Annotated in this window: 22 protein-coding genes; 15 read left to right on the forward strand and 7 right to left on the reverse strand. The window is 67.0% G+C overall.

Annotated elements, in window-relative coordinates:
- Positions 1-48 precede the first annotated feature (48 nt).
- Together MFF62_RS09760 and MFF62_RS09765 are read right to left on the reverse strand one after the other, a co-directional pair.
- Positions 49-1,062 (reverse strand): DUF1254 domain-containing protein, encoded by a 1,014-nt coding sequence (locus MFF62_RS09760; RefSeq protein WP_238263080.1) that lies wholly within the window; start codon positions 1,060-1,062, stop codon positions 49-51.
- Positions 1,063-1,260: 198 nt separating this feature from the next.
- A complete protein-coding gene (locus MFF62_RS09765) occupies positions 1,261-2,136 on the reverse strand; it encodes a LysR family transcriptional regulator (RefSeq protein ID WP_238262598.1) in 876 nt (291 codons plus the stop codon).
- A gap of 123 nt (positions 2,137-2,259) precedes the next feature.
- Between MFF62_RS09765 and MFF62_RS09770 the strand changes: the two genes are divergently transcribed.
- The 5 genes from MFF62_RS09770 to MFF62_RS09790 are packed head-to-tail and all read left to right on the forward strand — an operon-like array spanning position 2,260 to position 7,430.
- On the forward strand, positions 2,260-3,261 hold the full coding sequence (locus tag MFF62_RS09770; protein WP_238262600.1) for a tripartite tricarboxylate transporter substrate binding protein: 1,002 nt from the start codon (positions 2,260-2,262) through the stop codon (positions 3,259-3,261).
- Positions 3,262-3,281: 20 nt separating this feature from the next.
- Entirely contained in the window at positions 3,282-4,514 is a 1,233-nt protein-coding gene (locus MFF62_RS09775) for a CaiB/BaiF CoA transferase family protein (protein WP_238262602.1), read from the forward strand.
- On the forward strand, positions 4,514-5,536 hold the full coding sequence (locus MFF62_RS09780) for a cyclase family protein (RefSeq protein ID WP_238262604.1): 1,023 nt from the start codon (positions 4,514-4,516) through the stop codon (positions 5,534-5,536). The genes MFF62_RS09775 and MFF62_RS09780 overlap by 1 nt, the downstream gene beginning before the upstream one ends.
- A 50-nt stretch (positions 5,537-5,586) precedes the next feature.
- Complete coding sequence (locus tag MFF62_RS09785; protein ID WP_238262606.1) at positions 5,587-6,546, forward strand: tripartite tricarboxylate transporter substrate binding protein; 960 nt, start codon at positions 5,587-5,589, stop codon at positions 6,544-6,546.
- Positions 6,547-6,563: 17 nt separating this feature from the next.
- Positions 6,564-7,430, forward strand: coding sequence for an HpcH/HpaI aldolase/citrate lyase family protein (locus tag MFF62_RS09790; RefSeq protein ID WP_238262607.1), 867 nt, complete (start codon positions 6,564-6,566; stop codon positions 7,428-7,430).
- 15 nt (positions 7,431-7,445) lie between these two features.
- Here the strand turns inward: MFF62_RS09790 and MFF62_RS09795 are convergent, their stop codons facing one another.
- Together MFF62_RS09795 and MFF62_RS09800 are read right to left on the reverse strand one after the other, a co-directional pair.
- Positions 7,446-7,835 carry a hypothetical protein gene (locus MFF62_RS09795; RefSeq protein WP_238262609.1) on the reverse strand — a complete coding sequence of 130 codons (390 nt, stop codon included), beginning with the start codon at positions 7,833-7,835 and terminating at the stop codon, positions 7,446-7,448.
- 84 nt (positions 7,836-7,919) lie between these two features.
- Positions 7,920-8,816, reverse strand: a complete 897-nt coding sequence (locus MFF62_RS09800; RefSeq protein ID WP_238263082.1) for a LysR family transcriptional regulator — start codon at positions 8,814-8,816, stop codon at positions 7,920-7,922.
- A gap of 120 nt (positions 8,817-8,936) precedes the next feature.
- On the opposite strand from MFF62_RS09800, the gene MFF62_RS09805 reads away from it, so the two are divergent.
- The gene (locus tag MFF62_RS09805; protein WP_238262611.1) at positions 8,937-9,794 is read left to right on the forward strand and encodes an aldo/keto reductase family oxidoreductase; all 858 of its coding nucleotides are present in this window, start codon (positions 8,937-8,939) and stop codon (positions 9,792-9,794) included.
- 1 nt (position 9,795) lies between these two features.
- On the opposite strand, the gene MFF62_RS09810 is transcribed toward MFF62_RS09805, so the two are convergent.
- Complete coding sequence (locus MFF62_RS09810; RefSeq protein WP_238262613.1) at positions 9,796-11,589, reverse strand: redoxin domain-containing protein; 1,794 nt, start codon at positions 11,587-11,589, stop codon at positions 9,796-9,798.
- Positions 11,590-11,819: 230 nt separating this feature from the next.
- On the opposite strand from MFF62_RS09810, the gene MFF62_RS09815 reads away from it, so the two are divergent.
- The 5 genes from MFF62_RS09815 to MFF62_RS09835 all read left to right on the forward strand — a co-directional run bounded on the left by MFF62_RS09815 (position 11,820) and on the right by MFF62_RS09835 (position 15,783).
- Positions 11,820-12,563, forward strand: coding sequence for a response regulator (locus tag MFF62_RS09815; RefSeq protein WP_238262615.1), 744 nt, complete (start codon positions 11,820-11,822; stop codon positions 12,561-12,563).
- A gap of 29 nt (positions 12,564-12,592) precedes the next feature.
- On the forward strand, positions 12,593-13,864 hold the full coding sequence (locus MFF62_RS09820; protein ID WP_238263084.1) for a sensor histidine kinase: 1,272 nt from the start codon (positions 12,593-12,595) through the stop codon (positions 13,862-13,864).
- A gap of 340 nt (positions 13,865-14,204) precedes the next feature.
- Positions 14,205-14,678 carry a hydroxyquinol 1,2-dioxygenase gene (locus MFF62_RS09825; RefSeq protein WP_238262618.1) on the forward strand — a complete coding sequence of 158 codons (474 nt, stop codon included), beginning with the start codon at positions 14,205-14,207 and terminating at the stop codon, positions 14,676-14,678.
- Between the two features lie 54 nt (positions 14,679-14,732).
- Positions 14,733-15,152 (forward strand): organic hydroperoxide resistance protein, encoded by a 420-nt coding sequence (locus MFF62_RS09830; RefSeq protein WP_238262620.1) that lies wholly within the window; start codon positions 14,733-14,735, stop codon positions 15,150-15,152.
- Between the two features lie 76 nt (positions 15,153-15,228).
- Positions 15,229-15,783: a thioredoxin family protein gene (locus tag MFF62_RS09835; protein ID WP_238262622.1), complete on the forward strand. Its 555-nt coding sequence runs from the start codon at positions 15,229-15,231 to the stop codon at positions 15,781-15,783.
- Between the two features lie 55 nt (positions 15,784-15,838).
- Here the strand turns inward: MFF62_RS09835 and MFF62_RS09840 are convergent, their stop codons facing one another.
- The gene (locus MFF62_RS09840; protein ID WP_238262624.1) at positions 15,839-16,174 is read right to left on the reverse strand and encodes a cupin domain-containing protein; all 336 of its coding nucleotides are present in this window, start codon (positions 16,172-16,174) and stop codon (positions 15,839-15,841) included.
- Between the two features lie 184 nt (positions 16,175-16,358).
- A complete protein-coding gene (locus MFF62_RS09845; protein ID WP_238262626.1) occupies positions 16,359-16,757 on the reverse strand; it encodes a hypothetical protein in 399 nt (132 codons plus the stop codon).
- A 538-nt stretch (positions 16,758-17,295) separates the two neighbouring features.
- Between MFF62_RS09845 and MFF62_RS09850 the strand changes: the two genes are divergently transcribed.
- From MFF62_RS09850 to MFF62_RS09865, 4 genes are all read left to right on the forward strand, one after another.
- Entirely contained in the window at positions 17,296-17,679 is a 384-nt protein-coding gene (locus MFF62_RS09850; protein WP_283205329.1) for an NUDIX hydrolase, read from the forward strand.
- Positions 17,680-17,838: 159 nt separating this feature from the next.
- Positions 17,839-18,030, forward strand: a complete 192-nt coding sequence (locus MFF62_RS09855) for a hypothetical protein (RefSeq protein ID WP_238262630.1) — start codon at positions 17,839-17,841, stop codon at positions 18,028-18,030.
- Positions 18,031-18,203: 173 nt separating this feature from the next.
- A complete protein-coding gene (locus MFF62_RS09860) occupies positions 18,204-19,622 on the forward strand; it encodes a selenium-binding family protein (protein WP_238262632.1) in 1,419 nt (472 codons plus the stop codon).
- Entirely contained in the window at positions 19,619-20,314 is a 696-nt protein-coding gene (locus MFF62_RS09865; RefSeq protein ID WP_238262634.1) for a hypothetical protein, read from the forward strand. Before MFF62_RS09860 ends, MFF62_RS09865 begins: the two co-directional genes overlap by 4 nt.
- The last annotated feature ends 30 nt before the right edge of the window (positions 20,315-20,344 follow it).

Genomic DNA, 20,344 nt, shown 5'->3' on the forward strand with positions numbered 1-20,344 from the left:
CGTGTCCGCACGCCCCTTTTCCCCTTTGCGTTCCGCTCCGCTGCGGAATCAGTTCACCGGCTGTGGCGTCGGGAACTGGTACTTGCCGCTAAGTATTTCCTGGCGCGGCCGGTACAGTCGCACCGTGTAGTTCCAGCCTTCCACGATGGGCAGGCAGTTGGCCGTATTCGCGTCGCAACCGCCGAACTGGATCGTGACGCCGCCGTCGGCGTCCTTCTTCGCCGTCAGGTTGTTCAAGGCATAGGCATTGGCGGCATTCTTTTCGAAGTACCCCTTGGCGTTGTAGACGCTGATCGACCAGAACGCGTCCACCGGCACCTGCTTTACCTGCAGGCGATACACGGTCTTGCCATCGTTCTTCGGCGGCGTGACATTCAGATAGGTGGCATCACGGTCGGGATTGCCACCCCAGCCGGCGGCCGCCCCCACCAGGTGCCGCACCGGATCGACCTCGCCCTTCTTGCCGAACGCGCCCTTGAAGTCAGGCATGGCGGACGCCAGCACCAGCACCGCGTCGCGCAGCTTCTTCTGGCTGACCGGGTCCCACTTCGGCAAGTCGAGTTGGCCCGGCGCCTTCTGGCTGACCTGGATGGCGTCCTGCAGCGCATGCACCTGGCGGATGTCCTCGGGGTCGTTGGGGTCGACCAGCGTGCGCACCCCCACCACTACGTAGCGCGTACCCACGCTGGCGCGCGTCAGCACATGCTTGCCCGCGCCGTAGTACACGGCCGGCACGTAGTGATCCTCGTTGATGACCTGCATCGACATGAACCGCTTGCCCGCGTTTGGCATGGTGATCGTGACCGGGCCGGCATCGAGGTCGAACACGCCAGACGAATACAGCGTGTCGCGATTGAGCCGGATCACGGTCTGGTTCTCGATCGACGCGGGCTCGCGCCGATGCAGCATCTTGCCGACGCCGCCCTGCTTGGCCAGGCCGGAGAAGTACATGTCGGATTCGGCCCGCACGAAATTGTCGAGCGTGACCGGTACCGTGGCGCCTTCGGCGGCTGGCTTGTCCTGGGCATGGACCACACCGGCGCTGGCAAACGCCAGGCCCATCAGGCCCACGATGACGTTGACGATCTGCGTCTTTTTCACTGGCTCACCTTTTCATAGCGAAGCATGGCCGCGGGCCACGGGCGGCCCAGTATGCCGCAAGCCGCCTCGCGTGGGCACCGCTTGCGAAAGGACTTGGATCGCCAAACGAAACCGTTTAAATGACCGCAAATCACGGCTTGTGAAGGGTGTTTGGTCTGCTCAGACGTTTCCGGTTGCCGCGCTCCGCAGGGTGTCCAGCAGCGCGGCAATGACGCGGTCTTCGTCGGGCGCCACGCGCGACGCGAACGAGATCTGCCGCGACGGCGGCGACTCGCCCAGCGCGACCACGCGCACCGGAAACGCTTCGAGCAGGTACGGGTCCGGCTGGGGCAGCACCGATACGCCAAGCCCGCGCGAGGCCATGGCAACGATGGCCGGGATGGAGAGCAGTTCGATGCGCGAGCGCGCGTCGGGTGCCACGCGCTGGACGAACTCGGCCGCCACCGAACCGGCGATGGTCGAGGTATCGAACCGGATCCATTCGTAGGCCTTGAACAGCGCCTTCACGCTGCGCGTGGCGGCGTCGCGTGGCGCCACCAGCACGCAAGGCTCGCGGAACAGCGGCGCCCAGCGTACCCGCGCCGAGGCGCCCGACTCGGGTTGCGCCACCACGGCGGCCTCGATGGCGCCCGAGCGCAGCGCATCGACCAGCGCGGTGGAGCGGCCTCGTTCCAGCCGTACGTCCAGGTTGGGATAACGCTTGCGCACCAGCGCCATGAACGATGGCAGCAGCGTCACCTGCATCGGCTCGATGATGCCCAGCGTGACCTTGCCCTCCACCACCGGCGCCGATTTACGGCGCAGCGACTCCAGCGCATGCATCGCGCCGTCCAGCGTGGCGCTGACTTCCAGCGCAAACGCGGTGGGCCGGACCTGCAGCGCCGAGCGGTCGAACAGCGGCTGGCCGAAATACGTCTCCAACTGCTTCATCTGCAGGCTGACGGCACTGGGCGACAGGTTCATCTCGGCGGCGGCGCCGGCAAAACTGCCGCTGCGCAGGACGGCGGCCAGCGTCTGGAAGCACTCGACCTTCATGAGTTTTCCTCACCGATACATTGGAAAACGTCACTTTATCTCAATCGATGGCGTGGCTACGATGCATGCCAGACGGTGCCGATCGAACAGGTGCCGCACCGCACAATATCCGGAGACAACCACGTGACGCCGCAACGCTTTCGCCTGCGTACCCTCGCATTCGGCCTTTCCACCCTGTCAACCGTCGCACTGGCCCTGGCCGGCGCCATGCCCGCCGCCCATGCGGCAGATGCGACGATTCCGAAGAATATCCGCGTGGTGGTGCCGTTCCCGCCCAGCGGCAGCAACGACGTGTTCGCGCGGCTGGTCAGCGACAGGTTGTCGAAGAAGCTCGGTGTCACGGCCATCGTCGACAACAAGCCGGGCGCCGGCGGTGCGATTGGCGCCGAGTTCGTGGCGCGCTCGGCGCCCGATGGCGCCACGTTGCTGATTACCTCGTCCACGCTCACGGCCAACGCCGCCGTGCAGCCCAAGACCACCTACGACGTGAACAAGAGCTTCGCGCCCGTGGCCATGCTGGCCAGCGGCCCGATGGTGCTGGCGGTCTCGGACAAGTCGCCGTACAAGACCGTGGCCGACCTGGTGGCCGCCGCGAAGAAGGACAAGGGCGCCATCAACTATGGGTCGGCCGGCATCGGGTCGATCAACCAGATGTCCAGCGAACTGCTGGCCGGCGATGCTGGCATCGAGTTCACGCACGTGCCCTACAAGGGCATCTCGAACGCGCTGACGGACCTGATCGCGGGCCAGGTGCAATTCGTGATTGCCAGCTTTCCGTCGGTGGCCAGCCAGGTGAAGGGTGGCAAGGTGCGCGCGCTGGGCGTGACATCACCCACGCGGTCGCGCTTTGCGCCGCAATGGCCCGCAGTGGCCGAGACCGTGCCCAACTATTCCGCCGAACTCTGGTGGGGTGTGTTCGCGCCGGCCGGCACGCCGCAGGCCGTGGTGGACAAGCTCAACGCCGAGATCCGCGCCATCATCGCCACACCCGAAATGCGCGAGACGTTCGCCCGCGAAGGCGCGGAGCCATCTGCGCTGACCGCCGCCCAATTTGCCGACCACATCCGCCGCGACAGCGCGCGCTGGAAGCAGGTGGCCCAGGCGCGCCACATCACCGCAGAGTAAGTCCACGGGAAACGTTACCCATGTTCAAGCAGCAAGCCCTGGCGCCTGACGCCACCGGACCGCTCGACGGCATCCGCATTCTCGACCTGTCCCGTCTGGTGGCGGGCAACACGCTGACCATGGCGCTGGCCGACCTGGGCGCCGACGTGCTCAAGGTGGAGCCGGCCAGCGGCGATACGCTGCGCGACTGGAAGGTCAAGGACGTGGCCACCGCGTGGAAGGCGTACTGCCGCAACAAGCGCAGCCTGTGCCTGAACTTCCGCGCCGACGGCGCCATCGGCGTGATTCTCGACCTGGTCGCGCACGCCGACGTGTTCGTGGAAAGCTTCAAGCCGGGCACGCTCGAAACCATGGGGCTCGGCCCCGATGTGCTGCTGGCGCGCAACCCGCGGCTGGTGATCGTGCGCATATCGGGTTGGGGCCAGGACGGCCCGTACTCGCATCGCCCGGGCTTTGGCACGCTGGTCGAGGGCATGTCGGGCTTTGCGTCGATGAACGGTTTTGCCGACCGCGAGCCGGTGCTGCCGCCGATCTACCTGGGCGACATGACCGCCGGCTTGTACGGCGCGATTGGCGTGCTCAGCGCCGTGCGCGACGTCGAGGTGCGCGGCGGCGTGGGTCAGGTCATCGACCTGCCGCTACTCGATCCAATCTTCGCCATCCTGGGCGCGCAGGCGGCCAACCACCGGCTCACCGGCACGGTCAAGCCGCGCACTGGCAGCCGGTCCACCAACAGCGCGCCGCGCAACGCCTACCAGACCGCCGATGGCAAGTGGGTGTGCCTGTCCGCATCCACCCAGGCCATGACCGAGCGGCTGTTCCGCGCGATCGGCCGTCCGGAGCTGATCACCGATCCGCGCTTCGCCACCAATGCGGAACGCGTCAGGCACGCCACGCTGCTCGACGGCATCATCGGCGAGTACCTGGGCAAGATGACGCAGCCCGATTGCGTGGCGTTCTTCGACAAGGCAGGCGTCACGATCGGACCAATCTACGACATCTCCGATATCGAGCAGGACCCGCATTTCCATGCGCGCGACATCGTGGTGGAGATTCCCGATGCCGAGATGGGTCAGATCCCGGTGCACAACATTTCGCCGCGCCTGGGCGGCACGCCGGGGACGTTCCGTCGCGCCGCGCCCGCACTGGGCGAGCATTCGACCGAAGCGCTGCGCGCGGCCGGTATCAGCGACGCGCGGATTGACGAGCTGCGGGCCGCCGGTGTCGTCATCGATGCAGGCGAGGCCCAGTGATGACCACGACCGCGAATCCGCGCTGGAAGCACCGTCCCGAGGGTGCCAACTGGGGCGACTTCGGTCCCGATGACCAGCTTGGCCGGCTCAACCTGATCGGCCCCGCGCAGGTGCTGGCCGCCGTGCGCGAGGTGCGCGACGGGCTGACCTTCTCGCTGAGCCTGCCACTCGACGTGCCGCGCGCGGGCGTGCTGAATCCGCGCCGCCGACCGCCGGTGATGCATCCGTCGGAAAAGGACGGCCAGCGCGTGTTCAATCGCCCGCTGGCCGGCGACGTACCCGGGGCCACGGATGTGATCAGCGACGACCACGTCACGCTGTCGCCGCAGTACTCGACGCAATGGGATGCGCTGGGCCACGTGAACTGCCTGTTCGATGCCGACGGCGACGGCCATGCCGAGACGGTGGGCTACAACGGTTTCTCTGTCGGCTCGGGCAGCGCGCCTGACGGCACGTTCATGGGCGCGCGAGCACTGTCGGTGGCGCCCATGGCGGCGCGCGGCATCCAGGGACGCGGCACGCTGGTGGACCTGCACCGGCATTTCGACACGGGGCGGCACGCCGTGGGCTACGACGACCTGATGCGTGTGATCGAGGCCGACCATGTGGACGTGCGCCGTGGCGACATCCTGTGCCTGCACACGGGCCTGGCAGACATGGCACTGAACCTTTCCGCCGATGACGACCACACGGCGCTGCGTGGCGCCTGCGCGGTGCTGGACGGCACCGATGCCCGGCTGCTGCGCTGGATCGATGACGCCGGCATCGCAGCCATCGCCGCCGACAACCACGCCGTGGAAGAGCGCCGGCATGCGCTGCCGCCTGGCACGACCGGACCCCTACTGCCGCTGCACGAACTGTGTCTGGTGAAGCTCGGCATCCCGCTGGGCGAGATGTGGCACCTGACGCCGCTGGCCGCATGGCTGCAACAGGCCGGGCGCGCGTCGTTCCTGCTGACCGCGCCGCCGATGCACCTGCCCCATGCGGTGGGATCGCCCACCAATCCCATGGCCACGGTCTGAGTGCCGCCGGCCCCTCACAACACAAAAACCTGATGACTGGAGACCCGTTCATGCAATCGACCTGTCGCAAACTGCTGGTCGCGCTGGCGGCATGCGCGCCGCTGCTGGCGGCCGCTGCCTGGCCCGACCACCCGATCCGGATGGTGGTGCCGTACTCGGCCGGCGGCGGCGCCGACAACACGGCGCGCGTGATTGCACAGCGGCTGAGCGTGTCGCTGGGCCAGCAGGTGGTGATCGACAACCGGCCCGGCGCGGCCGGCGTGATCGGCGAGGAAGCCGTGGCCAAGGCGGTACCCGACGGCTACACGGTGCTGTACGACGCGTCGGCATTCGCGGTGAATCCGAGCCTGCGCAAGATGTCGTTCGATCCGTTGAAGGAACTGGTGCCGATCTCGCTGGTGGCCACGGCCGCCAACATCCTGGTGGTGCCGCCCAACGCGCCGTACAAGACCGTGAAGGACTTCATCGCCTACGCCAAGGCCAACCCGGGCAAGCTCACGTTCGCGTCGGCGGGCTCGGGCAGCGGCTCGCACCTGGCCGGAGAACTGCTGGACGCCAAGGCCGGCATCGACCTGCTGCACGTGCCGTACAAGGGTGGTGCGCCGGCGCTGACCGATGTCATGGGCAACCAGGTGTCGGCCTACTTCGGCAACGTGGCGTCCACGCTCAACTATGCGAAGAGCGGCAAGCTCAAGGCGCTGGCGGTGACGTCGCTCAAGCGCAACCCGGGCCTGCCCGATACGCCGACGCTGGCGGAACGCGGCTTGCCCGATTTCGAGGTGCTCGAATGGAATGGCGTGTGGGTGCCCAAGGGCACGCCGCCCGACGTGGTGGCGCGGCTCGCCAAGGAGGTGCAGGCAGCCGTGGCCGATCCGCAGGTCCAGGACAAGCTGCGCCAGATGGGGCTGGAGCCGGTGGGCAATTCGCCGCAGCAGTTCGACAAGTTCGTCAAGGGCGAGGCCGCGCGCTGGGGTGCGCTGGTCAAGGCCCGCAACATTCGCGCCGAGTAATGACGATGAGGGCCATCATGCGTAGCAAGCTGTTCGTACCGGGATCGCGGCCGGAATTGTTCGACAAGGCGCTCGCCAGCGCCGCCGACGCGTTGTCGTTCGACCTCGAAGATGCCGTGGCCGAAGCGCGCAAGGCCGAGGCGCGCGCCGCGCTGCAGGAACTGCTGACGTCGGACCGTACGGACGGGTCCGGCAAGACGCTGATCGTGCGCGTCAACGCGCCGGACACCGCGCACTTTGCCGCCGATATCGTCGCGGTGGTTCGCCAGGGCCTGCATCTGGTGAATGTGCCCAAGGTGGAGGATGTGGAGCAGGTGCACATGGCCGCGCAGGCCGTGGCGCTTGCCGAGGCGGCCAACGGCGTGACCTCGCCGGTCAGGCTGCTGCTCAATATCGAATCGCCACGCGGGCTGCGCCGTGCCTATGAACTGGCTGCCGCCGATCCGCGCGTGGCGGGGCTGCAACTGGGGTACGCCGACCTGTTCGAGCCGGCCGGCATCCATCGTCGCGAAACGCTGGCCGTGGCGCAGACCATGTACCAGATGCGCATGGCCGCCGCCGAGGCCGGTGTGTTTGCCTACGATGCGGCGTTTGCCGACGTCAAGGACATCGACGGCTATCGCGCCGAGGCCGAACTGGCGCGCCGCCTGGGCTATCTGGGCAAGAGCTGCATCCATCCGAGCCAGATCGCGCAGGCCAACGATGTCTTCCGGCCCACCGAGGCGGAGATTGCCGCCGCGCAACGTATTGTCGCGGCGGCCAGCGAAGCGGAGGCCCAGGGTGTGGGCGCCTACATGGTCGACGGCAAGATGGTGGACCGCCCGTTCGTGGAACGCGCCCAGGCCGTACTGGCCCAGGCGCGGGCGATGGGGTGGACGGCCTAGCCGTGAAGACCCGCCTTACGGGTTTGCCGTGCCCGGCTTGCAATCCTTGACGTAGCCTGTGACGCGCCCCTTGCTCAGCATCGGGCGCCAGTCGCCGGCGCTGCGGATCTGCACATCGGTGCCCTGGCGCGCCGCGCGCAGGTTGATCAGGTACGAATAGCCGGCGTCCGCGCGGCTGCCGTAGCCCACGCGCACATCGACCTTGCCGGGCTCGGGGAAGGCCATCACCGTGGCATCGTCGCCGAGCTTGCGCTTCAGGCACAGCACGAGGTCGCCGACGCTGGCGTCGGAGTGGATCTCGCTGCCATCCTGCGATTCAAGGTATTCCATGCTGGTGCCGCTGGCGCAGGCCGCCAGCAGCGGGGCGGCGAGTGCCGCGATCAGCAGTGGCCGAAATCCGGTCATTGAGTTTCCTGTCGTTGAAAAAGGGTTCGGGAAGCGTGCCCCCGCGATGCTGCCATGGGATAGGCACCGGGTCAAAACGGCCGGTCAAAGTCCGTTGTCCTTCAGGAAATCGACGAACGCGCGCAACGGCGCCGGCAGGTGGCGGCGGCCAGGGTAATAGAGAAACGGCCCGGAGAACGATTGCCACCACGGCTCCAGGATCGGTTCGAGCGCGCCGCTGTCCAGGTGTTCGCGCAGCATGTCTTCGAACAGGTGGATCACGCCCACGCCCGCCAGCGCCATCTCGATGCCGAGGTCGATGGCCGCGCCGGGCCGTGTCAGCAGCCGGTTGGGCGGATCGAGGCGGATCATTTCGCCATCGCGCTCGAAATCCCACGTAGGCATGGCGCCCCCGGCGAACTGGCCGCGCAGGCAGGCGTGGCCCAGCAGGTCGCTCGGGTGTTGCGGACGACCGCGCGCGGCCAGGTAGCGCGGCGTGGCTGCCGTGGCAAAGCGCTGCACGCGCGGGCCGATCGGTACGGCGATCATGTCCTGCTCCAGCCGCTCGCCGTAGCGGATGCCGGCGTCGCAGCCGATGGCCAGCACATCGACAAAACCGTCCTCGACCACCACCTCCACCCGGATTTCAGGGTACTCCGCCAAGAAGGGCGCCAGCACTGGCGGCAGCACGGTGCGCGACACGCTCGACGGCACATTGAGGCGCAGCGTGCCGGCGGGCTTGTCGCGGAAGGCGTTCAGCACGTCGAGCGCTGATTCCATCTCACCGAACAACGGCGTGAGCCGCTCCATCAGCCGTTGGCCCGCCTCGGTGGGCGCCACGCTGCGCGTGGTGCGGTTCAGCAACCGCAGGCCCAGCCGGGCTTCGAGCCGTCGCACCGCCACGCTGAGGCTGGACGCCGATACGCCGCTGATGCGCGCCGCATCGCGGAATCCGCCCGCGCGCGCCACCGAGACAAAGGCGGCCAGATCGTTGAACTCCATCGCATTGTTCGAAATTTTCAACAGGGCATTCAATCTAGCCCCGGTTATCAAACAATGCAACGCTGTCCATACTGGCTCGGTGTCCTTCCAACACCCAAGGAAAAGCGAGGAAAAAGCGCCATGACAAACCAATCCGATACCTACCGCCTGGGCGACCGCCTGATCCACCGCATGGGCTATGGCGCCATGCAACTGGCCGGCCCTGGCGTGTTCGGCCCGCCCAAGGATCGCGCCACCGCCGTCGCCGTGCTGCGCGCCGCCGTGGAGGCGGGCGTCGACCATATCGATACCAGCGATTTCTATGGCCCGCACATCACGAACCAGATCATCCGCGAGGCGCTGCACCCGTACGCTGACGACCTGCTGATCGTCACCAAGGTGGGCGCCGTGCGCGACGACAAGGGCGCGTGGCTACCCGCGCTGGCGCCGGAGGACCTGCGCCGTGGCGTACAGGACAACCTGCGCAACCTGGGCCTGGAACAGATGGAGGTGGTGAACCTGCGCGTGATCGGCAATGTGCATGGCCCGGCGGAGGGGGCCATCGCCCGCGAGGTCGAGGCAATGGCCGAACTGCAGCGGCAGGGGCTGGTCCGGCACATCGGCCTGAGCAACGTCACGCAGGCGCAGGTGGACGAGGCGCTGGGCATCGCGCCCATCGTGTGCGTGCAGAACCACTACAACCTGGTGCACCGCGAGGACGATGCCCTGATCGACGCGCTGGCCGCCAAGGGCATCGCCTATATACCGTTCTTCCCGTTGGGCGGCTTTACGCCGATCCAGTCGGGCCAGCTCTCGGCGCTGGCGGATCAGGCAGGCGCCACGCCGATGCAGCTGGCGCTGGCGTGGCTGCTGGCCCGGTCGCCCAATATCCTGCTGATTCCGGGCACGTCGTCGGTGGGGCATCTGCGCGAGAACCTGGCGGCCGGCCAGCTTGTGCTGACCGGCGCGCAGCGGCAGGCGCTGGACGCGCTGGCCTGAATCAACCGAACGTGAACGCGTAGGCCTGCGCGCCCGGGTCCAGGAAGCGGATCTCGAACGTGTGTTCGCCGACGTCGCCGGCCTGGCGCACCAGCTGGTACAGCCGCGTCGCCGTGATCGCGCCATTGCCGTTGGCGTCGGTGTCGGCACCGTGGCTGGCGCCAGGGGCCTTGCCGTCGATCTTCACCACGAAGCGCACGGCGCGGCCGTCGGCGGCTGGCCCCAGCACCAGGTGCAGGTCACGCGCCTGGAAGCGGTAGGTGATGCCACCTTCCGCGCGGTCCAGCGTGGCGTGCTCGGGGCCGACCGTCCATTGGCCCGTCAGGCCCCACTGGTTCAGGCGCAGGTCGCCCACGCTGTAGGCGCGCGATGCGTCGGGGCGCACGCCGCCCGGCGAGGCGAAGTTCGACGCCTGGTCGTAGCCCACGTAGGTTTCGCCGGATCGGACATGCTTGAGGTCCGGCGCAGCCTGGGCGCCCTGGGCATCGGGTACCACCACGTCACGCGATGCCGACGGACGGCCGGCTTCGGCCAGCAGGGTCTGGATCACGCGCTCGGAGTTGGCATAATCGCCTTCGCCGAACTGGTGATGGCGGATATTGCCGCGTGCATCGACAAAGTAGGCGGCCGGCCAGTAGTTGTTGTTGAAGGCGCGCCAGATGTTGAAGTCGCTGTCCACGGCCACCGGAAAGCCGATCTTGAAGTCGCCAATGGCCCGGCGCACGTTGTCCAGGTTCTTCTCGAACGCGAACTCGGGCGTGTGCACGCCGATCACGGTCAGGTTCGGGTACTTCTCGGCCCAGGCGCGCAGGTAGGGCAGCGTCCGGATGCAGTTGATGCACGAGTATGTCCAGAAGTAGACCAGCGTGACCTTGCCCTGCAACTGGTCGCGCGAGATCGGCGCGCCGTTGGGCGTGTTGAACCACTTGACCGCGCCGTCGAGCGCCGGCATCTGGCCTTCCACCGGCAGGCGTGAGCCCAGGCCGAAACTCGTGTCATTGGCTGCCAGCAGCGTGGCGGCGCTGGTGGCCGCCGTGGCGGCCTGCGTGGCGACCTGCGGCGGCGTGACGGCCGTATTGCCGTGCAGCTGCTCGATCAGCGCCTGCTCCAGCCGCGCGGGGCCACCGATGGACAGCCGTGCCAGAAAGCCGGTATCGGCGCCGATGGCAATCGCGGCCACGCCTCCCAGCACTCCCACGCCCAGGCCACGGCGCAGCCATTCACCGGCCCCCATCGACCGCTTCATCGCCGCGAACAGGCGTCCGCCCAGCCCCAGCGCGGCGGCCAGCGACGTGGCCGCGCCGGCCGCGTAGGCCACCAGCAGCAGCGAGCTTTGCACGCTGGCACCCTGCAACGCGGCCGTGGTCAGCACGATGCCGAGGATCGGGCCGGCGCAGGGCGCCCACAGCATGCCCGTGGCCACGCCCAGCAGCAGCGATGCGGCCGGCGACGCCTGGCCGGCCCCATTGCCACCGGCCAGCCGGTTGCCCAGCGCCACCACCGGGCGGGTCAGGGTGTCGGCCAGGCGCGGCACCAGCAGCGATACGCCAAACACCGCCAGCATCGCCAGCGCCGCGTAGCGCCCGTATTCGTTGGCCCGTACCGCCCAGGCGCCGCCCACCGACGCCAGCGTGGCCACGGCGGCAAAGGTCAGCGCCATGCCGGCCAGCATGGGCAGGCGGCCGCGCAAGAACGGCTGGCCGCTGCCGCTGAGCACGAACGGCAGCACGGGGAGGATGCACGGGCTCAGGATGGTCAGGGCACCGCCCAGGTAGGCGAGGATCAGCAGCGTCATGATCGGGGTCCTTTCAGGAAGGAAGGGGGCCAGCAATCTGGCATGCCCCAATGAGACGCCCTTGATCTACCGTAAATGTGTCTTGAACCGGCAAAGTTGTATGGCTTTGTGGGGTCGGAGCCGACAGATACATTGCGATACACGGAAACCCCCGACCGCCCATACAATCTCGCCAACAGACTGATCGTTCACATTTTTCGCAAAAGAATACATAGCCAGGGGTGAAGCTGATGGAATCGCATGTCGACCATGTCCTGATCGTTGACGACGACCGGGAAATCCGCGAGCTGGTATCGACGTACCTGAGCAAGAACGGCCTGCGCGTCACCATGGCGCCAGACGGCCGGCACATGCGCCAGTTCCTGGACGCCAACACGGTGGACCTGATCGTGCTGGACGTGATGCTGCCTGGCGACGACGGCCTGGTGCTGTGCCGCGAGCTGCGTGCCGGCAAGCACAAGGCCACACCGATCCTGATGCTGACGGCCCGCGACGACGAGACCGACCGCATCATCGGGCTGGAAATGGGCGCCGACGACTACCTGACCAAGCCGTTCGCGGCGCGCGAGCTGCTGGCCCGCATCAAGGCCGTGCTGCGCCGCACGCGCATGCTGCCCCCGAACCTGCAGATCACCGAGGCCGGCCAGATGCTGGCGTTCGGCGACTGGCACCTGGACACCACGGCCCGCCACCTGATCGACAACGAAGGCACCATCGTCGCGCTGAGCGGCGCGGAATACCGGCTGCTGCGCGTGTTCGTGGACCACCCGCAGCGCGTGCTGAACCGCGACCAGCTGCTGAACCTGACGCAGGGCCGCGAGGCGGACATGTTCGAACGCTCGGTCGACCTGCTGGTCAGCCGCCTGCGCCAGCGCCTGAAGGACGACGCCCGCGAGCCGGCCTACATCAAGACCGTGCGCAGCGAGGGCTACGTGTTCTCGATGCCGGTCGAGATCAAGGAGGCACGTCAGTGAGCACTCGCCGCTGGCAGTGGCCCCATACGATGGGGTCGCGCCTGTTCCTGATCCTGCTGGCGGGCATGATCGTCGCCCACCTGCTGTCGTTTGCCGTGCTGTTCTCGGAACGGTACATGACGGCGCGGCAGGTCATGCTGGGCACGCTGGAAACGGACGTGGCCACCTCGGTGGCCATCCTGGACCGGATTCCGGCCGCCGAACGGCCCCAGTGGCTGCCGCGTGTGAACCGTGGCAACTACCAGTACATCCTGGGGCCGGGTCTGCCGGGCGTGCCCGAGATGACCGAACGGGGCCAGGACATCGCCGACAGGATCATGGAGGCCACCGGCACGCATTACCCGGTCACGGTGCAGTCGATTCCCGGCGACGGCAAGCGCATGCAGGCGCACCTGACGCTGAGCGACGGCAACCCGCTGACCATCGACGTGCATCCGCGCATGACGCCGATTGCCGAGTGGCTGCCGTACGTGCTGGTGCTGCAGCTGGGGCTGCTGATCCTGTGCTGCTGGTTTGCCGTGCGCCTGTCGATCCGGCCGCTGGTGGCGCTGGCCGATGCCGCCGACGCGCTCAATCCCAATGTGAAGTCGCCGCCGCTGGATGAAGGCGGGCCGACCGAACTGGCGCAGGCGGCGCGCGCGTTCAACGCGATGCGCGAGCGGATCGCCCACTTCGTCGAGGAGCGCGTGCAGATCCTGGCGGCCATCTCGCACGACCTGCAGACCCCGATCACGCGTATGAAGCTGCGCGCCGAGATGACCGAGGATTCCGAGGACAAGCGCAAGCTGGTCAGCGACCTGGCCGAGATCCAGACCCTAGTCAGGGAAGGGCTGGCCTATGCCCGAAGTACCAGCGGCGACAGCGAGGACGCGTCGCGCATCGACCTCGGATCGTTTATCGAAAGCCTGGTCTACGACTACCAGGACACCGGCAAGGACGTGACGATCGGCGAAAACGCTGGCGGTGCCATCGTGATCCGCCGCAATGCCTTGCGGCGCGTACTGACCAACCTGATCGACAACGCGATCAAGTACGGCGGCGGGGCGGCCGAGGTGGGCGTGCGGCGCGACCGCGACGCCGTGGTCATTGCGATACTCGACCGCGGCCCCGGCATACCGGAAGACAAGCTGGAGGCCGTGCTGCAGCCGTTCGTCAGGCTGGAAGGCTCGCGCAACCGCGAAACCGGCGGCACCGGGCTGGGCCTGGCCATCGCGCACCAGCTCGCGGCGGCCATCGGCGGCCAGCTCAAGCTCAGCAATCGCCCGGGTGGCGGCCTGGCCGCCGAAGTCCGCCTGCGCTGATTGGGCGTCAATCGGACGCACCCTACCAGCTTTCTCCGTTTTCCCCCCCATGGCCGCACCTGACGAAGGTGCGGCCTTGTCACTTTGGCGCCCCGCGCGCCCGGATCGCGCCAGCGGTCCCCGCTTTCCCGCCACGCCCCTCCCCCTTTTTGTACGCCTTTGTATCAGCCCGCCATGGCGATACGTGCCCTGACACAACGGCCGCCAACTCGCTACGGGCGCGATACGTGGGCCGCCTTAAATACGTTCCGTGGCAGCGCAACGCATCAACGACAAAGCGAAGACGCTGCTTCTGCACAACACCGAACCCGCCGTATCTCACTGATTAAAGGAAACGATCATGTCCAAGAACCTCACCAAGCGCCTTGTCCTCGCCGTTGCCCTGGTTGCCGCCGCCGCTGGCGCGCAAGCCTCCGTTGTCGGCGCCCGCGACCCGTACAGCGATGGTGCCCGCACCGTCACGCAAAGCCGCGACGTGTACACCGATGGCGCGCGTTCGGTACAGGAACCGCGCAGCCCGTACTCGGATGGCGCCCGCTCGGTGCAAGAGCCGCGCAGCCCCTACTACGACGGCGCCCACACCGTGGCCGGCCTGGACCACGTCGGCGTGTCCGCCGCCCCGGCCCGCTCGGCCGATCCGTACCTGGACGGCGCCCGCTCGGTGCAAGAGCCGCGCAGCCCGTACTACGACGGCGCCCGCACGCTGGACCCGTACTACGAAGGCGCCCGCGTGCTGGCAGGCATGGACCGCACCGGCGTGTCGGCTCCCCCGGCACGCAGCGCCGACCCGTACCTGGACGGCGCCTACGCCTGAGCCCGGCTTCACCGCTTCGATTCAACCTGACCTCTACGACATAAGGAACGCATCATGACCCGCATCGACAAAGTGCTGTACACCGGCAAAGTCAACGTCACCTCCGGTGGTCGCGATGGCTCGGCGCGCAGCGACGACGGCAAGCTCGATATCAAGCTGTCGCACTTCGCCGGCAAGGGTACGGGCACGAATCCCGAGCAGCTGCTGGCTGCCGGCTGGTCGGCCTGCTTCATCGGCGCCATCGGCATTGCCGCGTCCAAGCAGAAGGTGCAGCTGCCGGAAGACCTCTCGGTGGACACCGAGGTGGACCTGGGCACGGCCGGCGTCGACTTCTTCCTGCAGGCCCGTCTGCGCGTGCATATCCCCGGCGTGCCGCGCGAGGTAGCGCAGTCGCTGGTGGACACCGCGCACCGCACCTGCCCGTACTCGAAGGCGCTGCACGGCAACATCCACATCGAAACCGAACTGGTCTGACCGGTGAACGGCCCCTTCTCCCGCCACGCGGGCGAGGGGGCCACGGCGCCCTACGACTTCAAGCGAGCCCCACATCATGCGTAACCTTCTTCGCGCCATCGTGGCCACGATTGCCATCGCCGCGATCTATACGTTCGGCACCGGCGCCATCGCCGAGAGCCCCAAGGTGGGCGACCAGGGTGTCGCGCCCGAATTCGTGGGCATCAACAACTGGCTGAACTCGCAACCCCTGACGATGCAGGACCTGCGCGGCAAGGTGGTGCTGGTGGATTTCTGGACGTATGCCTGCGGTAACTGCGTGAACACGCTGCCCTACGTCAAGCAGTGGTACGACAAGTACAAGGACCAGGGCCTGGTCGTGGTGGGTGTGCACACGCCGGAATTCCCGTTCGAGAAGTCGACGGAGAACGTGCAGGCGGCGCTCAAGCGCTACGACATCCGCTACCCGGTGGCGCAGGACAACATGTACGGCACGTGGTCGGCCTATCGCAACCAGTACTGGCCGGCGCTGTACCTGGTGGATGCCAACGGGCGCATCGTCTACCAGCACTACGGCGAGGGCCGCTACAAGGAAACCGAGGCGGCGATCCAGAAGCTGCTGGCGGAACGCAAGGCGGCGCAGCCGCAATGATCCTGACCTAAGGGAAAGGGGCCTGCAAGGGCCCCTTTTTCTATGGTCGGCGCATCTAGCGGCCGTCGAGCAGCACGATGGTCAGCAGCACCGATGCATCGGTCAGTGCCTTCACGTCATGCCGTACGTTGCCGGCCAGGTAGATCAGGTCGCCTGCGCGCAGGCGCTGCGAGCCATGGTCGAGCGTGACTTCCACTTCGCCCTCGATGCACTGGATGGTCATCGGGCCAGCCACGGCATGCGGCGGCAACTGCTTGCCGGCCAGCATCACCAGGCGGGCTACCTCCATGTGGGGTGCCTTGAACAGGGCGGTGGTGGGTGTGTTCTTGAGGTTGGCGCCGAGTGGCAGCACGCTGGCGGTCTGGCCGGAAGACAGGTGGGGAATCGACATGGTTTGGGCTCGCTGGCTTTGGGGGATTGGCTGGTTGTACAGCCGCGCCTTCCTGCACGCGGTAGCCTTCAGTCTATTGCCTAAAGCGGCCCTATGGCACAGTGGCCGATTGCACTATGTGGCCGAGCCAGCTTAAGCGGCAGCGGGCCATGCCGCGATGGGCATGACCCGCATGGCGCCGGACTCAGGCCACGGCACCGTCGGTGTAGACGTCGAACTTGCGCGACGGCTCGGCGGACACACCACGGCGGTCCATGCCGGCCATTGTGCCGTCGGTGTAGACATCGATCGTGCGCGACGGCTCGGCCGATACGCCGCGCCGGTCCATGCCGGCCAGCGAGCGGTCATTGTTGATTTCGCGCGTGGCGGGGGCCACGTCACGCGAGCCTTCGCTGTACGTGTCGAATCGGCCGGTGCGTGCGCCGTCGGAATAGACGTCGCGCGTATCCATGCGGAAGCTGTAGCCATAGCGGTCGCCGGCGTGCGTGCTGTCGCGCGGGCCGGAAGCCTGGGCGGCGCCTGCGGCTAGTGCGAGGGCAAGGGCGGCGGTGGAAAGAGTTGAAACGGTAAATCTGCGTGACATGGCAAAACTCCAGAGGCAGGTGAAACAACGGAACGCCGCAAGATATTTTTCGCCGCGTTCCTCTGCTATTACGCAGGACTCGTACCAGTGGAGATCGGGCCGTATTTGTGCCGCGCGTGACGCCTGGCAGGGCTGATTTCGCGAGTTATGGTGGGTATGGGCCAACATCCCGGCGCGGCGGCTGCCGGTGTCTGGCAGACAGGCGGAGCGGTGTCACGACCATGCCATCGGCCATGCAGTTGGTCGCAACGGAGCCAGGCCAGTACGCGGCGCGATTCGTCCCTGGGCCACTACATTTGAAAATGACCGGCCGCGCGCCTGCACCTGGCACGACCCGTGCGTGATGCTCGCGGGCAACATCTGGCGATTTCATCCATTGCATGCTGGCGGGGAAAGTCCGACACTACGCGCCTGTTCGGGAAGCGTGGATGCCGAACAGGACATCGACACACCGCGCCGCGACGATCCTTCTTGACAGGGGACCGGCACCGGGGCGGGATGCGGGTGTCGGGAAGTTTCAGTTGTTTCATTGGCCGATATGTCATTCATCAAACCAAAAATCAGAGCCACAGTCGTATGCGTTCGCGCAGGAGAAGTCCTGCTCGTGTCCAAGGACGGCGTGCGCTGGGCACTCCCAGGTGGGCGCCCGGACAAGCAGGAGTCGCTGGCGGAAGCCGCGCGTCGCGAATTGCGCGAGGAAACCGCCATCGATGCCAAGTCGATCGTCAACGCCTTCCAGTTCATTGGCGCCACGACGGTGCACCACGTCTTTGCCGCCACGGTGGGCAAGTCGGCCACGGCCAAGCCGCGCAACGAGATCAAGCACCTGCAGTGGACGCCCCGCGAGCAGCTTGACGACCTGTCGGCCAGCCCCACCACGCGGGCCATCGTTTCGCAATATTTTCTCTGCGTCGTTAGCTAGCCCGCCTGCCGGTGGGCAGTTTTTGCAAGACGTGCGCATTGATGCCTCCCATCTTCTGCAAGTAACCCCCGAAAAGAGACGCGCAGCCCCCTTCCGTGACGCGGGCACGGCGTTTGCGCCTGACCTGGCATCGGCAACACACCGAGGAAGGGGTTAGCCATGGAAAACAAGCGTCGCGCGGTGCCGGGCACCGATGACACGAGCTGGACCGAGGAGTCCAGCGAGCCGAGCCTGACCGGTCAGCCGGGCCAGGCCGATCAACCGGGCGAACCGGCACCGACCGAGGCCGCCAAGGAGGATCAGGCAGGGGAGCCTGCGCCGGCAGTGCCGCCCGCCAGGAACCCCTTGTGACCTCACGGGGCTGATCGAATCGAACGCGTTTCGTCTGTCGACATGCGGGTTTCTTCGTTCGCATGTGCCGCACGCGTGACTACGCTGGTCGGGACGGCGTTTGACGTGCCCCCGATGCCGACCTAGGCTAGTCAGGCTCACGGGCCACTGCGTGCCCCGAGGAGAACCTGATCATGAATCTGCGGCCTGATCCGACGTTTCACGCATCGCCCCGGCTCGCGATGCAGGCGCCGATGGAAACCCATGCATACACGCTGCTGCTGAGCCCCGATGCATCGCAACCCGATGCCCTGGCAGTGATCGATGTGAATCCCGACTCGTCGCGCTACGGCACCGTGGTGCATACGGTGCCGATGACCGAGAAGAGCGACGAGCTGCATCATTTTGGCTGGAACGCCTGTTCGTCCGCGCTCTCGCCGCTGACCGGGCATGCGTTTCTGGAGCGGCGCTACCTGATCATTCCCGGCATGCGCAGTTCGCGCATCTACATAGTCGATACGAAGCCCGACCCCACCAAGGCGCGCATCCACAAGATCATCGAACCCGAGGAAGTGTTCCGCAAGACCGGCTATTCGCGGCCCCACACGATTCATTGCGGGCCGGAAGGCGTCTATGTCAGCACGCTGGGTGGTGCGGGTCCCGACGGCACCGATGGCCCACCCGGCATCTTCATCCTCGATTGCCAGACGTTCGAGGTGCTGGGCCGCTGGGAGATCGATCGCGGCACGCAGGACAAACACTATGACTTCTGGTGGAACCTGCCGCGCGACTACATGGTGTCGAGCGAATGGGCATTGCCGCCGCAGTTCGAAAACGGCCTGGTGCCCGAGGACCTGCTGGGCAACCGCTACGGCCATCGGCTTCATTTCTGGGACCTGCGTGCGCGCCGCAATGTGCAGACCCTGGACCTGGGCGCGCAGCACCAGATGGCGCTGGAAGTGCGGCCGGCACATGATCCGGTGCGCGAGCACGGGTTTGTCGGTGTGGTCGTTGACACTACCAATCTCGAAGGATCGATCTGGACATGGTGGCGCGAAGGCGGCCAGTTCCATATCGAGAAGACGGCCACGATTCCGCCCGAGCCCGCCGCCGCGGACGACCTGCCACCGCTGCTGAAGGGTTTCGGCGCGGTGCCGCCGCTGGTGACCGACATCGACCTGTCGCTGGATGACCGCTTTCTCTACGTGTCGTGTTGGGGCACCGGTGAGATGCGCCAGTACGACGTCAGCGATCCGCGCAAGCCAAAGCTGGCCGGCTCGGTGCATATCGGTGGCATCGTGCGCCGCACGCCGCATCCCGATGGCACGCCGTTCGCCGGCGGTCCGCAGATGGTGGAGATCAGCCGCGACGGCCAGCGCGTCTACTGGACCAATTCGCTGTACTCCACCTGGGACGACCAGTTCTATCCCGACGGCGTGCCCGGCGCGCAGGTCATGGCGCACGCTTGTGCCGATGGCGGGCTGACGCTCGACCCCGGGTTCCGCGTGACGTTTCCGGACGGCTATCGCGCGCACCAGATCCGGCTTGAAGGCGGAGACTGCTCGACCGACTCGTTCTGCTATACCTCGGCAGAGCGCGCGGTGACCGCTTGAGCGACGGCTGGGAGCAGATCGGGCTGTGGGCCGCTGTGGTGGGTAGCGGCCTCTATCACGGCATCAACCCCGCAATGGGATGGCCGCTCGCGGTGTCCGGCGCAATGCTGGCGCGCGACGCGCGCGGCCTGCCTGCGGCCCTCGGACTTCTCGGCATTGGCCACGCACTGGCGGTACTGGCCCTGATCCTGCCATTCGGCCTGCTGGTATCGCTGGCCGCCTGGGAGACACAGATCCGCCTGATCGCGGCCTTGCTGGTGACCGCTTACGGCGTGGCACTGCTGGCATGGCGCCGGCATCCGCGCGTGTTGGCGCGCATCCCGCCATCGAGGCTGGTCGTGTGGTCGTTCGCGATTGCCATCGCGCATGGCGCCGGCCTGATGCTGGTGCCGATCTACCTGGGCCTGTGCGCCGCACCGACCGATGCCGGCCACCAGGCTGCCAACGTGCTGGCCGTCGGTAACGCCGGTACCGCGCTGCGAGTGGCGGCCGTGCATACGGCAGCCATGCTGGCGGCGGGTGGCGCGCTTGCGTGGCTCACGTGGCGCTACCTGGGGCCGCGCTTCGTGGCGCGCAGCTGGTTCAACCTCGACGTCTTATGGGCGCTCAGCCTGGTGCTGGTGGGCGGTGCTTCGCTCGCACTGCTGTGGATGAGCCGATTCTCAAATATTGGATACCTCCGGGGCTTTTGATCTGGCTGCATCCCCTGCCGGCGGTGATCC

Source organism: Cupriavidus pauculus (genome assembly GCF_022179805.1).
Taxonomy (GTDB): Bacteria; Pseudomonadota; Gammaproteobacteria; order Burkholderiales; family Burkholderiaceae; genus Cupriavidus; species Cupriavidus pauculus_E.

What these genes read in the sequence shown, in the direction of transcription:
- MFF62_RS09760 (WP_238263080.1), bottom strand. Translation starts at nt 1,062, where the DNA reads ATGGGCCTGGCGTTTGCCAGCGCCGGTGTGGTCCATGCCCAGGACAAG.
- MFF62_RS09765 (WP_238262598.1), bottom strand. Translation starts at nt 2,136, where the DNA reads ATGAAGGTCGAGTGCTTCCAGACGCTGGCCGCCGTCCTGCGCAGCGGC.
- MFF62_RS09775 (WP_238262602.1), top strand. Translation starts at nt 3,282, where the DNA reads ATGTTCAAGCAGCAAGCCCTGGCGCCTGACGCCACCGGACCGCTCGAC.
- MFF62_RS09780 (WP_238262604.1), top strand. Translation starts at nt 4,514, where the DNA reads ATGACCACGACCGCGAATCCGCGCTGGAAGCACCGTCCCGAGGGTGCC.
- MFF62_RS09785 (WP_238262606.1), top strand. Translation starts at nt 5,587, where the DNA reads ATGCAATCGACCTGTCGCAAACTGCTGGTCGCGCTGGCGGCATGCGCG.
- MFF62_RS09790 (WP_238262607.1), top strand. Translation starts at nt 6,564, where the DNA reads ATGCGTAGCAAGCTGTTCGTACCGGGATCGCGGCCGGAATTGTTCGAC.
- MFF62_RS09795 (WP_238262609.1), bottom strand. Translation starts at nt 7,835, where the DNA reads ATGACCGGATTTCGGCCACTGCTGATCGCGGCACTCGCCGCCCCGCTG.
- MFF62_RS09800 (WP_238263082.1), bottom strand. Translation starts at nt 8,816, where the DNA reads ATGGAGTTCAACGATCTGGCCGCCTTTGTCTCGGTGGCGCGCGCGGGC.
- MFF62_RS09805 (WP_238262611.1), top strand. Translation starts at nt 8,937, where the DNA reads ATGACAAACCAATCCGATACCTACCGCCTGGGCGACCGCCTGATCCAC.
- MFF62_RS09810 (WP_238262613.1), bottom strand. Translation starts at nt 11,589, where the DNA reads ATGACGCTGCTGATCCTCGCCTACCTGGGCGGTGCCCTGACCATCCTG.
- MFF62_RS09815 (WP_238262615.1), top strand. Translation starts at nt 11,820, where the DNA reads ATGGAATCGCATGTCGACCATGTCCTGATCGTTGACGACGACCGGGAA.
- MFF62_RS09820 (WP_238263084.1), top strand. Translation starts at nt 12,593, where the DNA reads ATGGGGTCGCGCCTGTTCCTGATCCTGCTGGCGGGCATGATCGTCGCC.
- MFF62_RS09825 (WP_238262618.1), top strand. Translation starts at nt 14,205, where the DNA reads ATGTCCAAGAACCTCACCAAGCGCCTTGTCCTCGCCGTTGCCCTGGTT.
- MFF62_RS09830 (WP_238262620.1), top strand. Translation starts at nt 14,733, where the DNA reads ATGACCCGCATCGACAAAGTGCTGTACACCGGCAAAGTCAACGTCACC.
- MFF62_RS09835 (WP_238262622.1), top strand. Translation starts at nt 15,229, where the DNA reads ATGCGTAACCTTCTTCGCGCCATCGTGGCCACGATTGCCATCGCCGCG.
- MFF62_RS09840 (WP_238262624.1), bottom strand. Translation starts at nt 16,174, where the DNA reads ATGTCGATTCCCCACCTGTCTTCCGGCCAGACCGCCAGCGTGCTGCCA.
- MFF62_RS09845 (WP_238262626.1), bottom strand. Translation starts at nt 16,757, where the DNA reads ATGTCACGCAGATTTACCGTTTCAACTCTTTCCACCGCCGCCCTTGCC.
- MFF62_RS09850 (WP_283205329.1), top strand. Translation starts at nt 17,296, where the DNA reads ATGTCATTCATCAAACCAAAAATCAGAGCCACAGTCGTATGCGTTCGC.
- MFF62_RS09855 (WP_238262630.1), top strand. Translation starts at nt 17,839, where the DNA reads ATGGAAAACAAGCGTCGCGCGGTGCCGGGCACCGATGACACGAGCTGG.
- MFF62_RS09860 (WP_238262632.1), top strand. Translation starts at nt 18,204, where the DNA reads ATGAATCTGCGGCCTGATCCGACGTTTCACGCATCGCCCCGGCTCGCG.